This is a genomic window from Leeuwenhoekiella obamensis, assembly GCF_055391795.1.
Genome location: NZ_AP029251.1, coordinates 1353426 through 1367783 on the forward strand (window position 1 = coordinate 1353426; position 14358 = coordinate 1367783).

General features: G+C 38.8%; 12 protein-coding genes. 4 read left to right on the forward strand and 8 right to left on the reverse strand.

Annotated elements, in window-relative coordinates:
- Positions 1 to 4: 4 nt before the first annotated feature.
- From ACZ5L8_RS06070 to ACZ5L8_RS06100, 7 genes are all read right to left on the reverse strand, one after another.
- On the reverse strand, positions 5 to 1789 hold the full coding sequence (locus ACZ5L8_RS06070; protein WP_464440380.1) for an alpha-amylase family protein: 1785 nt from the start codon (positions 1787 to 1789) through the stop codon (positions 5 to 7).
- 767 nt (positions 1790 to 2556) lie between these two features.
- A complete protein-coding gene (locus ACZ5L8_RS06075) occupies positions 2557 to 4383 on the reverse strand; it encodes a DUF885 domain-containing protein (protein WP_464440381.1) in 1827 nt (608 codons plus the stop codon).
- Between the two features lie 5 nt (positions 4384 to 4388).
- Positions 4389 to 6233, reverse strand: coding sequence for a CocE/NonD family hydrolase (locus ACZ5L8_RS06080; RefSeq protein WP_464440382.1), 1845 nt, complete (start codon positions 6231 to 6233; stop codon positions 4389 to 4391).
- 15 nt (positions 6234 to 6248) lie between these two features.
- Positions 6249 to 8189 carry a protein-disulfide reductase DsbD family protein gene (locus tag ACZ5L8_RS06085; protein ID WP_464440925.1) on the reverse strand — a complete coding sequence of 647 codons (1941 nt, stop codon included), beginning with the start codon at positions 8187 to 8189 and terminating at the stop codon, positions 6249 to 6251.
- Positions 8190 to 8274: 85 nt separating this feature from the next.
- Complete coding sequence (tilS, locus tag ACZ5L8_RS06090; RefSeq protein WP_464440383.1) at positions 8275 to 9594, reverse strand: tRNA lysidine(34) synthetase TilS; 1320 nt, start codon at positions 9592 to 9594, stop codon at positions 8275 to 8277.
- A 42-nt stretch (positions 9595 to 9636) separates the two neighbouring features.
- Positions 9637 to 10911 carry an aminodeoxychorismate synthase component I gene (gene pabB, locus ACZ5L8_RS06095; RefSeq protein WP_464440384.1) on the reverse strand — a complete coding sequence of 425 codons (1275 nt, stop codon included), beginning with the start codon at positions 10909 to 10911 and terminating at the stop codon, positions 9637 to 9639.
- A 102-nt stretch (positions 10912 to 11013) separates the two neighbouring features.
- A complete protein-coding gene (locus ACZ5L8_RS06100) occupies positions 11014 to 11199 on the reverse strand; it encodes a CsbD family protein (protein ID WP_462598288.1) in 186 nt (61 codons plus the stop codon).
- Between the two features lie 126 nt (positions 11200 to 11325).
- Between ACZ5L8_RS06100 and ACZ5L8_RS06105 the strand changes: the two genes are divergently transcribed.
- Entirely contained in the window at positions 11326 to 11859 is a 534-nt protein-coding gene (locus ACZ5L8_RS06105) for a SixA phosphatase family protein (RefSeq protein ID WP_464440385.1), read from the forward strand.
- On the opposite strand, the gene ACZ5L8_RS06110 is transcribed toward ACZ5L8_RS06105, so the two are convergent.
- Positions 11837 to 12577, reverse strand: a complete 741-nt coding sequence (locus tag ACZ5L8_RS06110) for a DUF6503 family protein (RefSeq protein ID WP_464440386.1) — start codon at positions 12575 to 12577, stop codon at positions 11837 to 11839. The two genes, ACZ5L8_RS06105 and ACZ5L8_RS06110, sit on opposite strands and share 23 nt — an antisense overlap.
- Positions 12578 to 12672: 95 nt before the next feature.
- Here ACZ5L8_RS06110 and smpB point away from each other — a divergent pair, with 95 nt between their 5' ends.
- The 3 genes from smpB to ACZ5L8_RS06125 all read left to right on the forward strand — a co-directional run bounded on the left by smpB (position 12673) and on the right by ACZ5L8_RS06125 (position 14355).
- Positions 12673 to 13131 (forward strand): SsrA-binding protein SmpB, encoded by a 459-nt coding sequence (smpB, locus tag ACZ5L8_RS06115; protein WP_464440387.1) that lies wholly within the window; start codon positions 12673 to 12675, stop codon positions 13129 to 13131.
- A gap of 71 nt (positions 13132 to 13202) precedes the next feature.
- Complete coding sequence (locus ACZ5L8_RS06120; protein ID WP_464440388.1) at positions 13203 to 13598, forward strand: hypothetical protein; 396 nt, start codon at positions 13203 to 13205, stop codon at positions 13596 to 13598.
- A gap of 73 nt (positions 13599 to 13671) precedes the next feature.
- Positions 13672 to 14355, forward strand: coding sequence for a cell division ATP-binding protein FtsE (locus tag ACZ5L8_RS06125; protein WP_464440389.1), 684 nt, complete (start codon positions 13672 to 13674; stop codon positions 14353 to 14355).
- The last annotated feature ends 3 nt before the right edge of the window (positions 14356 to 14358 follow it).

Sequence of the window (14358 nt, forward strand, 5' to 3'; positions counted from 1 at the left end):
AAGATCACTTTAATTTTAAGATAAACGACTCAAGAGGTTTAATATCAATGCGCATAAAACCGAGTGAATCATTCACTGTCATCTTGCTTGTAAATCGCTGATACAATTGATCTTCAAAAAGATATTCAGTATTCTCTAAATTCCATGCTTGCACGAGTTCATGCGGTAATTGTAACTCAAAACCAAAGATATCATGCGCATCAAAATTTGAAATGATCACTAACTTTTCATCATCCTTCCAGCGAGCAAAGCTATACACCTTATCATTATACCACTCTGTATTATATCTATTATGCGCATGAATGTCTTTATAATCTCCCGTAAGCGCTTTACTTTGTGATGTAAATGCAAGAAGTCTTCTATAAAAATCTCTTAGCTCCTTTTCTTCTTCGGTAGATTGGCCACCATCAAATTTTCCTTCATTCATCCACCTTTGATGCGCCGGCACACCGATGTAATCAAATATTGATGTTCTTGTGGGAGAACCAAATCCTGCATTTTCTTCAGCTGCTTCTCCTACTTCTTGCCCAAAGTAAAGCATCACCGGCGAAGTTGTGATCGTGGCTCTTAGCACCATCGCTGGTTTACCTTTCGCGGAAGCGCCAGCAAAATCTGGACTTGCAATGCGTTGCTCATCATGATTTTCTAAAAAATGCAACATATTGAGCTCTATATCATCCTGAGAAAGAATAATGGGCGCGATATGATCTGTACTTCCATGACCTTGCATTACAGCTTTTAACGTGTCATAAAGCTCAACCTTGTCATAGAGATAATCCATTTTTCCTTTAAAAATATAATCTCTGTACAAAGCAGGATTGTAAACTTCTGCAAGTAAAAACGCATCTGGGTTTTGCATTTTTATACTGCTATTCATAAAACTCCAGAATTCTACCGGGACCATTTCAGCCATGTCAAATCTGAAGCCGTCTACTCCTTTGCTTAACCAAAAAAGCGCAATATCTCTGAATTTATACCAACTGTCTGGCAAGTCTTTATCAGACCAAAACTCAAAGTGCTTTTTATAATTTTCATGCTCAAATCCTGCCGGCAATTCTGGGAAATCCTTTTGTCCATCAGGTCGCACGCCATAATTGATCTTCACCGTTTCATACCAATCATTAAAATCTGGTTGTGCGTTGCGAGAGCCGTTGCCTGTCCATTTTGCTGGGCTTTCTATAAGTTTTCCATCAGTTGTTTCTAACTTTTCACCGCCCAGAGGTTCGTAGCCATACCGCCAATTAGGAGTCTTAAAATCCTCGCCTGGGATGTAATAAAAATTATTGTTTTTGGCGTAAGCCAAACTGGTATCATCACCGTCGCCAAAGTCCGTAACCCCCGGCGGATTGTTCAAACCCTCGTATTTGCGAGCCACGTGATTAGGCACAATATCAATGATCACCTTCATGCCGTTAGCATGTGTGCGAGCGATAAGCGCCTCAAATTCTGCCATTCTATTTGCAGGATCTACCGCCAGATCAGGATTTACCTGATAATAATCTTTAACCGCATAAGGCGAACCCGCGCGGCCCTTTACCACAGCAGGATCGTCGTTAGATATCCCAAAAGCAGTATAATCATTTATCACCGCATGATGCGGCACACCGGTGTACCAAATATGCGAGACGCCAAGCTCTTTAATAGCCTGCAACGCAACATCTGTAAAATCATTAAACTTCCCTACTCCATTTTCGGCGATCGTTCCCCACGGTCTATTTGCCGCATTTGTATTGCCAAAAAGCCTGGTAAAAACCTGATAAACTATCTGCTTAACATTTTTATCCTCCATCTACTCCTTAATTATATAATGTTTTGGCTTTCGCCAAAAAGTGATCTCAACGTTCAATTTTAGAATTAATCGAAAGTTACGCACTACATCAAACAACGCATCACGAGAAAGAAGCAATTATCAAAAATTGTGAGAAATGTAATATTCAGAATATTTTACTATGCGAATTTGAAGAAATACTAACCTAGTTTTAAAATATTATGGAATTGAAAACGGGTAAATAAAAAGCGATATTATTTTTTCAAAAAAAAAAGATTACTCTAGAATCTCAAAAATCTACGAATGTTAAAATGAGAAATTCCTAAAAAAAATTCATCACCCTCTGAAAACGGCGCTTAATTCTAGCGCTCAAAAGCTTAATGATTTTGTGTAATTAAAACACTTAATTTTTAATCAATAATTATTAGTGGTAGTTATCAAAAAAAGGGGGGATTTCCCCCTTTTTTTGATGAGATATTACATATAATTTAGCCATGTATTTAAATCGTAGAGATTAAATATGCGTTTGGGGTTTGATTATTAGGGGTATCAAATTTTAGACATAATTAATTTAGGGTGTTAAGACATCCTCATCACTTGGGGATGTCTTACTTTTTACAAGTTAAAACCTTGATTTAAAAAAAATTATAAAAGATATTTTTAAAATATAAGTAATTACTATATTTGAACAATCTATTCAAAGTGATAGTTAAAATTTTAGGGGTGAAAGGCATCCTCGTGCTTTGCGGGGGTGTTTTTCTTTTTTAGGCCTACCCCATTTTCTCCCTTTAGATCTCCTTTTTAGAAGCAATATATTGGTCTACAAGTTCTTCAAGAACTGATAGCGGTACAGAACCATTAGTAAGCACTACATCGTGAAACTCTTTGATATCAAAATTTTCAGCTAATTCTGTTTGTGCTTTTTTCCTAAGATCTAAGATTTTTTGCATCCCAATTTTATAGGCAGTCGCTTGTCCTGGCATCACAATGTGACGTTCAACCATTTTTATGCAGTCGCTTTCTGCATTGGGAGTATTATCTACATAATATGCGATTCCTTCTTCGCGTGTCCATTTTTTAGAATGAATACCTGTGTCTACCACAAGTCTACATGCACGCCATAATTCTGCCGCAAGGCGACCAAAATCTGAATAAGGATCTTTATAAAATCCCATTTCTTTTGGGATCAATTCGCAATACAAACCCCAACCTTCTACATAAGGTGTGTAGAAAGTAAATTTTCTAAAGTCTGGTACATCTTGTAATTCTTGAGCGATCGCGATTTGCATATGATGGCCAGGAATTCCCTCATGATAAGCTAAGGCTTCCATTTGATATTTTGGCATCGCTTTAATATCATACAAGTTTGCATAATAAATCCCGGGGCGACTTCCATCTGCCGCCGGCTGATTGTAAAAGGCTTTACCTGCGCTTTTTTCTCTAAAGGGTTCAACTTGTTTTACAACAATATCAGCTTCTGGCTTAGTTAAGAATAACTCATCCAGACGCAAACGCATATCGTCAATTAGTTTTTTGGCATCAGCCAAATACTGCTCGCGCCCAGCCTGTGAGTCTTCATAATAGAATTGCTCATCTGTGCGCGTAAAGGCAAAAAAGTCTTGTAAGCTACCATCAAAGTCAACTTCTTTCATGATCGCTTCCATCTCACGATGAATGCGAGCAACTTCGTCCAGACCAAATTGATGAATCTCATCTGCCGTCATTGAAGTTGTTGTAGATCGCTGCAGCATTACCTGATAATATTCTTCGCCATGCGGAAATTTCCAAACTCCATCATCTGTAGTTGCGCGCTGCTGCTGATTTTCAACAAAAGCGATCAATTCATCATACGAAGGTCTTACATTTTCAATAAGTGCAGTTTCTGCTTCACTGATGAGTTTTTTACGCTCCTCATCTGTAAGCTCAATGGCATCGATCTTTGTTACAAAATCTTCTAGAAGTGGCGTGCGCTCTACTGATTTCTCATAAGGTTTACCTTTTAAGATATTGCGACTATCTTCTAGAACACGGCCTAAAACAAACTTAGGAGGAATGATCTGGTTGCTTTCGCGAATGCTAAGTTGATTAACTAACTCTTTAAAAAGCGGCTGAATATTCTTCAAACGCTCAATGTAAGCTTTAGCGTCAGCTAGACTATCTATTCTATGTTTATTGATCAAAAACGAAGGGATCTCTGCATGCAAACCAAACATTTGATTCACCGGATAATCATAAAAACGATACTCGTGATCCTCGATCTCATTTTCCATATTGAGTTTATACAAAGCATAACTCAATTTTGCATTTGCATTAAGCGCTGCAGTATCTACATCATTATTTAGATACTGCAAACGCTCTTTGTTGCGCTCTAGAAGCGCTGTTTTTGCATCAGATGATATATCATCCCACTGCCCATAATTTGTCTTGCGGCCCAACTCTGTTTGAAACATAGGTGAAGCCATAACCTCTTCTTCAAACTCGGCGTCAAGCCAGTTGTGAAGCGCGGTGCTTGCTTCTTCTATTTCTGCTTCAGTGTAGATTTTTTTACTTTCTTCTTTACAAGAAACGCTCAATAAAAAAGTCGCTAGAACAAGGTATATAGACAGTCTTTTCATAAAAATTATTTTAAAACATTAAACTGTATCTCAGAGTCTCCAAAAACTGTGTGCGTTTGTTTCTGAAAATCATCGGCATCAGCTTTGTAAATGTTAGGCACAAACGTCTGAGGATTACGGTCTATCAACGGGAACCATGTGCTCTGAATCTGAATTTGCATTTTGTGACCTTTTAAGAACGTGTGATTCACGCCTTGTAATGTGATGTCAACTTCAGTTTTTGTGTTTGGCTCAAACGCTTTTGGGTCAGAGAAGCTTTCGCGAAAGCGACCACGCATTACTTCACTGCGCACCATCATGTGGTAATTATCCATTTTAAGGTATTGCTGCGTCTCAGGAAAATCCTCTGCATCGTTGGGATACACATCGATCACTTTTACCACCCAGTCTGCATCTGTACCGGTTGTAGCCACTTTTAATTTAGCTAGAATTTCGCCAGTTAGCGTCATATCTTCGGTCAAAACATCAGTTTCATAAACCAAAACATCTGGTCTACGCGCAGCAAAACGCTGATCGTCTGTCATGTATTTTCTAGGTGTGAAAACCATTTTAATATCTTCAGAATACGGTACTGGCTTGGCAGGATCGCTGATAAATGTATTTGCATAATCTGCATCAGCGCTCTCATCTAGTTTTTGGCTTTCGCCCAAAAAGAAACTCTTTGTCACAGCTTCCTTAGGAGGCCATTGTGTGTAGCTGTCCCACTCGCGAGCACCGCTATCATACATTGAAGCTTCTGGGAAGTTGATCTCTCCTTTTCCATTGTCTTTTAAGAAATGATTGAAGAAAACGGTCTCATAGTTCTTTTGAAAATCTCTTGAAAGATTATCGCCAAAGTACACATTACCTATCGCCTGACGCTCTGAAGAACGCGCCCAGTCGCCGTGACTCCAAGGTCCATAAACCAAAATATTATAGTTGTTACTGGTTTCTTCGATCTTTTTATATGTGTTGAATGGTCCATAAAGATCTTCGGCATCAAACAGTCCACCTACGATCATCACAGCTGGTTTAATGTCTTTTAAATGCTGTAGAATTCCGCGGCTTCTCCAGAACTCATCATAATTAGGATGATCTTTGATCTGCTGCCAGAAAACATTGTCTTCTTTATAATACTCATCAAGATTTGTTAACGGACCTTCATCTAAGAAAAATTGATATTGATCTTGCGTAGGCAAATCTGGAAATTTATACCAAGCCTCAGTTACAGGCTCTTCTTTCATATATCCAAAAAGCGAAATCGCTCTCCAGTAACTTTCTAAAAACGCTCCGTTATGATGAAAATCATCAAAAAAGAAATCTGAAATACATGCTTGTGGAGAAACAGCTTTAAGCGCTGGATGCTCACTTAACAAAGAATACGTAGCGTAAAAACCAGGATAAGAAATTCCCCAAATACCCACGTTACCGTTGTTATTATCTACATGCTTAACAAGCCAATCTATCGTGTCATACGTATCACTGGCTTCATCAACTTGCTTTCTTTTTTTATTTGGGATATACGCGCGCATGTTGTCATAAACACCTTCACTATTCCAGCGGCCACGAACATCTTGTTGCACGAATATGTTACCTTCTTCAACCATAAACTGGTTAGGCCCTATTCTACCTTTAAAGTTTTCTTCGCCATAAGGCGCACAGCTATACGGCGTACGCATCATTAAGATAGGATACTCTTTTGTTTTGTCTTTAGGAGAATATATCGTGGTGTGTAGCATACCACCATCACGCATTTTGATCTTTACTTCTTGCTTGTCATAATGCGCTCTTACGTATTCTTCGGTTTGTGCTTGTGCAATAGCTGCAACAAACAGTAATACCGCAACAAAGAGATTTTTTAAGTTTTTCATTAGGGGTTTTATTCGTTATTCAAAATTTTTAATTCCTTCTTTAAGCCACGCTTGATATTCTTCAACATCTGGTGTGTAGCCCACAGGAGCGTTTAAGTTATTCTCATTATGATCTATCAAAACATAATATGGCTGTGCATTAGCACCGTATTTTTTGATCTGAAAGTCACTCCATTTATTACCTACCGTTTCGATACGCTTGCCAGTAGTTTCGCTGGTGTATTGTTCAGCTTCTGGTAGTTCTTCTTTTGCATCTACAAATAATGAGATCAATACCACATCTTCTTTTAAAATAGAAAGCACTTCTGGCTCTGGCCAAACGCGATCTTCCATTTTTCTACAGTTTACGCATGCATGACCTGTAAAATCTAGCATTACCGGTTTGTTATTATTTTTGGCGTAAGCCATACCAGCATCATAATCTGTAAAATACATGATATTCTCTGGCGCTTTGAACTTTACATATTCTTGCAAATCCTCTTCAATATCATCTAAGTCTGGTTGTGACGCTTGCGCGGAACCTACGCCGTACGGAGATTCGCTATACTCCATAGGTGGCGGAAAACCGCTAATCAACTTCAACGGAGCGCCCCACAGTCCCGGAATTAAATAAATAGTGAATGAAGCAACGATAAGCCCCATAAATAATCTGCCTACTGAAATATGCGGCAACGGACTATCATGCGGCAACCTGATCTTACCGAAAAGATACAGCGCCATCGCTCCAAAGATCGCGATCCAGATGGCTAAGAAAACTTCGCGTTCTAACCAATGCGCTTGAACTACAAGATCTGCATTAGAAAGAAATTTAAAGGCAAAAGCCAACTCCAAAAATCCTAGAAAAACCTTCACCGTGTTGAGCCATCCCCCAGATTTGGGTAAAGAATTTAACCACCCTGGGAACAACGCAAAAAGTGCAAAGGGAAGCGCAATGGCTAGCGAAAATCCAAACATACCGACTATAGGCGCAAGACCACCTTTTGCGGCAGCGTCAACAAGAACAGTTCCTACAATAGGACCTGTACAGCTAAAGGAAACAATGGCCAATGCCAAAGCCATAAAAAAGATACCTATCAATCCACCACGATTTGCTTGTTTGTCCACCGCATTTGCCCAAGAATTGGGTAACATGATCTCAAAAGCTCCTAAGAAAGAAACCGCAAAAACCACAAGTATAACAAAGAAAACAAGGTTGAAAATAACGCTCGTAGCCAACGCATTAAGCGAATCTGCACCAAAAATCGCTGTTACTAGTGAACCAAGGCTCACGTAAATAACAATAATGAAAATTCCATAAAGTATCGCGTTGCGTTTACCGGTGGCAACATTCTTACTACGCTTAGTAAAGTAGCTCACCGTCATAGGTATCATGGGGAAAACACAAGGTGTTAGCAACGCCACAAACCCTGAAAGAAAAGCAACTATAAAAAGTGTCCACAAGTTTCTACTTTCATCTTTTTCCTGAGTTTCAGTAGCTGTGGGAACGTCTACTTTTTCATTTTTTTTTTCAGCCTCTGCGCCAAAGGCTTCAAACGCGCTGTAGTCTTCAAAGACTTCAGCTTTCTTGGTTTCTAGGTTAAAACCAAAGTAATATTCTTCGTTGATACACTGCTCTTTACAAACCTGGTAGTTCACAGTAACTTTTACAGTCTTAGCACTCTTGTCAACAAGTTTGATCTTTTGTGTCAGTATAGCTTCATTCTCAAAGAAGATCTCATCACCTTCCCAGATATCGCTATATTCTGTATGTGTTTCACTCTCTGCAGTTTCACCTTCTAAGGTATATATTTTGGGTTGACCCAAAAATTCAAAACCCAGCGCAATAGGACCTATATCTGGTGTATGCTGAGAATAAATATGCCATTCTGGGTCAATATCCGCCTTAAAGATCAAGTTATAGTCTGTGTCAGAAATTTTCTCAACGCTACCTTCCCAACTCACCGGACTTATCATCATCCCTTGATTGCCAAAAGGAGAATCCTGCCCAAAACTTTGTGCAAACGTAAGTTGTGGAATTGCCAGTAGAAATAGGCAAAAGAGATTAATTAATGTATTTCGCCTCAATTTTAAGTATTGTGTCATTTTTTGATCTATCTACTTTATATCTGTCATCTGTGCGGTGACCTACGATCCAAATTATATCTTCACCACTGCACAGGATCCATGTTTTTTCTTTGTCTATCGCAGAGAATTTTTTGTCCTTAAAATACTTGCTTACTTTCTTCTTGCCGCGCATCCCGAAAGGATAAAAATAATCACCCTCTTGCCATTTTCTCAATTTTAAAGGGAATTTTAAAGCCGCTTTTTCAAAGTAAGCTATCTGCGTGTTTACCTCGTCAAATGTATCAACCTCACTTACACACAACTGCAAGTTTTCATGCGCCATTTTGCATTCATTCTCAGCGATTAAAATCTCTCTCGCATCAGGCTCGCGAGCCACTGTAAGCAATAAATGATCTCTGTTTTTTATGATTCTATGCGTACCAGAACTCACATATTTTCCCGTTTGCGCATCAATAAGTGCATAAATATCATCCCAAGCGGTAAAATTAAAATGCTTCAGTAGTTGATATATAACGGCATTTCTATGCGGTATGGTTTTAAGCGCAGCGATATTAAATTGATATCCATTAAAAGCTTCGATCACGATCTGATCATACAGCAACGCGATATAATCATCAAGCAAATCCTTAGCATCGGCAAGATGTTTCTGGCTTTCGCCAAAATTACTCAGAAAGTGTGGCACTTTCTCAACTATGGGTGGCACGGCGTGATGTCTCAAGTGGTTGCGTAAATAATGATCAGAGTCATTACTTGAATCTTCTCGCCATTCGATCGAATGTTTTTTGGCGTAAGCCAAGATTACATCTCTACTGAAAGGTATTAATGGCCTAACGATATGTCCATTATTTTCTGGGATCGCCAGTAAACCATCAAGACCAGTGCCTCTGCTAAGATTGATCAAGAAGGTTTCAAAATCATCATTAGCGTGATGTGCGGTGAGAATAAAGTCAAAATTCAGCGAACTACGTAATTCTTCAAACCACTGATACCGTAGTTCTCTGGCTGCCATTTGTGTTGAGAGCTTATTTTCTTTGGCGAAAGCCAACGTATCAAAACCTTGTGTAAAAACTTCTACATCCAGCTTTTCTGCCAGTTTCTCAACAAATTGCTCATCACCATCGCTAGCCTCACCTCGCAAATTAAAATTGCAGTGCGCCATCGCAAATGGGATCTTGATCTCGTGCAGTAAATGCGCAAGAACAACGCTATCAACGCCACCGCTTATCGCAAGAATCGCTCTGCTAGTTTTAAGCTTAGCAAAATGTGCGTTGATATGTTTTGAGAATTCCTGCGTCATCGTGAGTCAAATATACTTTATATGATAGACAACAGGAAAAGATTACTCCAGCACTTGCCGCATAGCCTTTGCTTTTAAGAGGCATTCTTGATATTCGTTTTTGGCTGTAGCCAAAGCTGTGATCGCGCTACCCACTGAGAATGAAACGTAAGACTGTTGTTCATTGTAGAGAATACTGCGAATCACAACATTAAAATCAAAGTCGCCCGAAGGATCAAAATATCCCACCGCACCACTGTAAAGTCCGCGTTTTGTGACTTCAAGATCTTCTATGATCTTCATGGCCGAAACCTTAGGCGCGCCAGTCATGCTTCCCATGGGGAAAGTTGCTTTTATAACATCAACTGCATTGAAATTTTGATCAACGGTTGCTGTTACGGTGCTGATCATTTGATGCACTTGATTAAAGGAATACACTTTGCACAGTTCGTCAACATTAACGCTACCACGCTCTGCTATCTTTGAGAGATCATTGCGCACTAGATCTGTGATCATGATATTCTCAGAACGTTCTTTGAGATTCTCGCTAAGTTCTTTGGCGATCTGCAGATCTTCTTCTGAATCGTTACTGCGACGAGCAGTACCTTTTATGGGTTGGCTAATGACTTTATTTCCTGTTTTCTTTATGTAGCGCTCTGGCGAACTAGAAATAAGATAATGATCGTTAAGTCTAAGAAATGAAGCAAATGGAGCTTTAGAAATTGAGTTAAGCGCCGTAAATGTTTGCTGTGGTTTTATGTTACCGCTTGCGTAGAATTCCATGCAGAAATTAGCTTCATAAATATCACCACGCTTGATGTGATCTAGCATTTTTTCTACACGTTCACAATATTGTTCTTCTGTGAGTCTTGCTTTAATTTCTAGAGCATTGCCATTAAAATCTTCATCAAATAATTGATTCTTGATCGCTTCAAGATCAGATTCGATTTCATGTTCAAATTCAGGTAAATATTGAACCTCAATTTTATCTTCTTGAAGTTTGAGAACCTTTTGTGGACGGAAAAAATAGAGTTCAGGAAAATCAAGTTGGTCAAGATTATTGCTTTCAAGATCTTCTAGTTCGTTTTTAAGGTCGTAGCTTAAATATCCAAAAAACCAATCTTGCTGCTTTTCTACAAGCGCATTTAATTTGGCGAAAGCCTGATAAGAATTTACACAAAGTACCTCTTCTGCGCCCACAGCGAGCACAGCTTCAAAATCGCCTTTGTGACCGTTACTATCTAACCAGCAAAAATGCGTGTTCTGCGAAGCCCAAGCCGTGATCTTAGTCTTGAGGTCATCATTTATGGTAACGAGAAATTCTTTTTTAATTCGCATCAGGGCGCAAAAATAAAGTAAATCTGCGAGGTGTATAAATAAAGAAACCGCTGCAAATGCAACGGTTTCTCCCTCTTCTTCATAGCAATTTTACTTGCTTCTCTACCAGGTTTCTATTTCCTTCTTGATTTCACTCTTTGTTTTTCCTGTTTTTTCTTCTAAACGGCCCAACATTTCGTCAAACTTTCCTTCTGCAAAAGTGGTATCATCATCAGTAATCTCGCCATATTTTTGCTTGAATTTACCTTTTACTTGCTTCCACTTTCCTTCTAATTCCATCTGGTTCATAGCTAATTGTTTTTAAATTTCTTATATCCTAAAATTACTCATACTAATAGTAAATCATTCTCAATAGATTGCCAAATTTTAATCTGCATGCGTTAAAAATGCTTAAATTGACCGCAAAACAAAACCATGAGATTTTCGCTTAGCCTTATTTTACTTCCACTCGTTCTATTTTCTTGCAATAACACGGTTTCACAGTCTAAAAGTGAAGCAGAACCTGCGAATGAAAAAGCTACATTCTACTTAATAAGACATGCCGAAAAACAAACTGGTGAAGATCCTAGCCTTACGGCAAAAGGTGAGCAACGTGCGCAATACTGGGCAGATTATTTTGCTGACAAAGATATAGATGCGGTTTACAGCACAAACACTACGCGCACCATGCAAACAGCTACGCCTACTGCAGAAAAATTAGGTCTAGAGATCAATCAATACGATCCTGCTAGTTTATATGATGAAGCCTTTATAAAAGCTACAGAGGGAAAAACGATTCTGGTTGTGGGCCACACAAATACCACAGCAAATCTGGCTAATAAAATGCTTGGCGAAAATCAATTTCAGGAAATTGATGATGCGCAGTTTGGTAAAGTTTTTAAAATCACCATAAGTGCTGGTGATGCAGATGTAGAAGTTAAGACGCTTAACAGCTGGAGCAAGGAGTAACTTCTACATTCTCTAGCTCAATTTTAGATAGCAGCTCAAGTTTATCATTCACAAATAGAGAGTCAAGACTTTCTAATGCTGGGAAGGTTTCTTCTGGTTTGTAATTATTATAATCTACAAACCTGATTCCGTCTATAGTTCGCACATTATAAGCTTCGCGAAAGCGTGTTCCGCCATCATTTACTTGATAATTATAGGCTAAATAATCAACCGTGTAAGACGCTTTGTTGATCCAATACATATATTCATCTTGGAAGTCTTCGCCTCCACCATCTTCAGCAAAAGTTACTTTGATCTTATAATATTCTTGACCTTTAACTTCATCTTCTCCCACAAGCGTTTTTGTCACCGCCGCGCTGTTTAATCCATATGGTAAAGCCGCAAAATAATGCACAGAATTCACTGAGCTTGAATATCTATTTTTTAATGAATCTGGCAAATTAACCTGCGCACCTTCTTCCAGACGTTTGAAACCATCATTTGTCAAAATATCATGCACTTGCTCACAATTTTCATCTGTGCAGCGCTCTAAGCTATACTTGCCGCCGTCACGGTGCGCTTTGTAGTAATAGTCTCTAAATTTAAATGAAATATCAGCCTTATTCAGCACATCACCACCGGCAGTTTCAATGGCTTTGTTGATGATCTCATCTGCCGTGGGTTGCTCCTGGCAGGATAAAAATATAAGGGTCAAGCCCAAAAGAACTAAAGCACGCATAATTTATAATTTAGGATGCTTCAAAGATACTGCTTTGCGAGTTGTTGCCGTGATGTATTTCTGCGTAAGCGAAAAACCTTAAATTTGCTATACAGATGAAGAACACGATAAATATTAAGAATAAACGCGCCAGCTTTGAATATGAATTCATTGACAAATTTGTGGCGGGAATTAAACTTGCAGGAACTGAGATAAAATCTATTCGTGAAGGTAAAGCGAGCATCGCAGAAAGTTTTTGCGAATTTCAAGATAACGAGCTGTTTGTGATCAATATGACGATACAGGAGTACTCGCATGCTACATACTTTAATCATAATCCAAAAAGTTCTCGCAAACTTCTTCTCAATAGACGCGAACTAAACAAACTACACAAAGAAGTGCGCAATTCTGGTTTAACGATCATCCCGTTGCGCTTATTTATCAATGATCGCGGACTTGCAAAAATGGAAATCGCGCTTGCAAAAGGTAAAAAACTGTATGACAAACGCGAGACCATGAAAGAACGTGATACAAAGCGTAATCTTAGCCGCATTAAAAAAGCATTCAACAATTAGATTTTTTAAGCTTTCGCTGGAATAAAATGCGCCACAACCACGTTAGCATTCTGAATCAATTTCTCAGCTTTATGAAAATTTTGCGCGTAGTAGTTTTTTTGGCGACAGCCATATCATTAACATCCTGCTGGGGCGATAAAAAGATCAATCTTACTACGATTGAAGGTTTCCCGCCAGAAATTATAGGTTGCAGTTGCTATTATGCAAAAAATGAAGCCGACTTTAAACAACAGAAATTTATCTACGTAGATGCTTACGAGCGCAATCCTGCATACATCTCTGTTGACGGTAAACTTGTAAAAGTGAACGTTGAGGGCGAAACGATGAACGGCTATGACGTTATCATAAATCTTAAGGATGAAGTACAGCTTGATGCCGAATTATATCACAGAGAAGGAACGCTCTCTGTTGTAGATTCTACCGGCGCGCTGGCAGAAACTGAATTTTATGGCGAATGTGGTTGCTAAACTATTTACGATATACATATAAGTGAGCTCAAAAAACTTATTGTATTTTTGATCATCTTATTAAAACACATCAATGTCTACACCGGTTCTTGAACTAAAAAATGCTTCTATATTTCAAAGAGAAAACTTGATCTTAAGCGATGTAAGCATTACGATCAATAAGGGAGAATTTGTTTACCTCATAGGTAAAACAGGATCTGGTAAGAGTAGTTTTATGAAAACGCTTTATGGTGATCTTCCACTAGAAGAAGGAGAAGGCAACATTGTAGACATGGACCTTAAGACGCTTCGAGAAAAAGAGATTCCGTTTTTAAGAAGAAAACTTGGTGTTGTTTTTCAAGATTTTAAATTGCTTAATGATCGCACGGTTAGAGCAAATTTGCAGTTTGTTTTAAAAGCCACCGGCTGGAAAGACAAATCTGAAATGGAAACCAGAATTGATACCGTTCTTGATAAAGTAGGTATGAAAACTAAAGGTTTTAAATTTCCTTATCAACTCTCTGGTGGCGAGCAACAGCGTGTTGCAATTGCACGTGCTTTGCTTAATGATCCAGAGCTTATTCTTGCTGATGAGCCTACAGGAAACCTTGATCCGCAAACCTCTGTAGAAGTTATGGGCGTTTTGCAAGAGATCAACAAAAACGGAAATACGATCCTGATGGCAACGCATGATTATGCGTTGATCTTAAAATTCCCTTCTAAAACGCTTAAATGCGACGGCAACAAGATCTTTGAAGTCGTGCAGAAGACAATTTAAGCT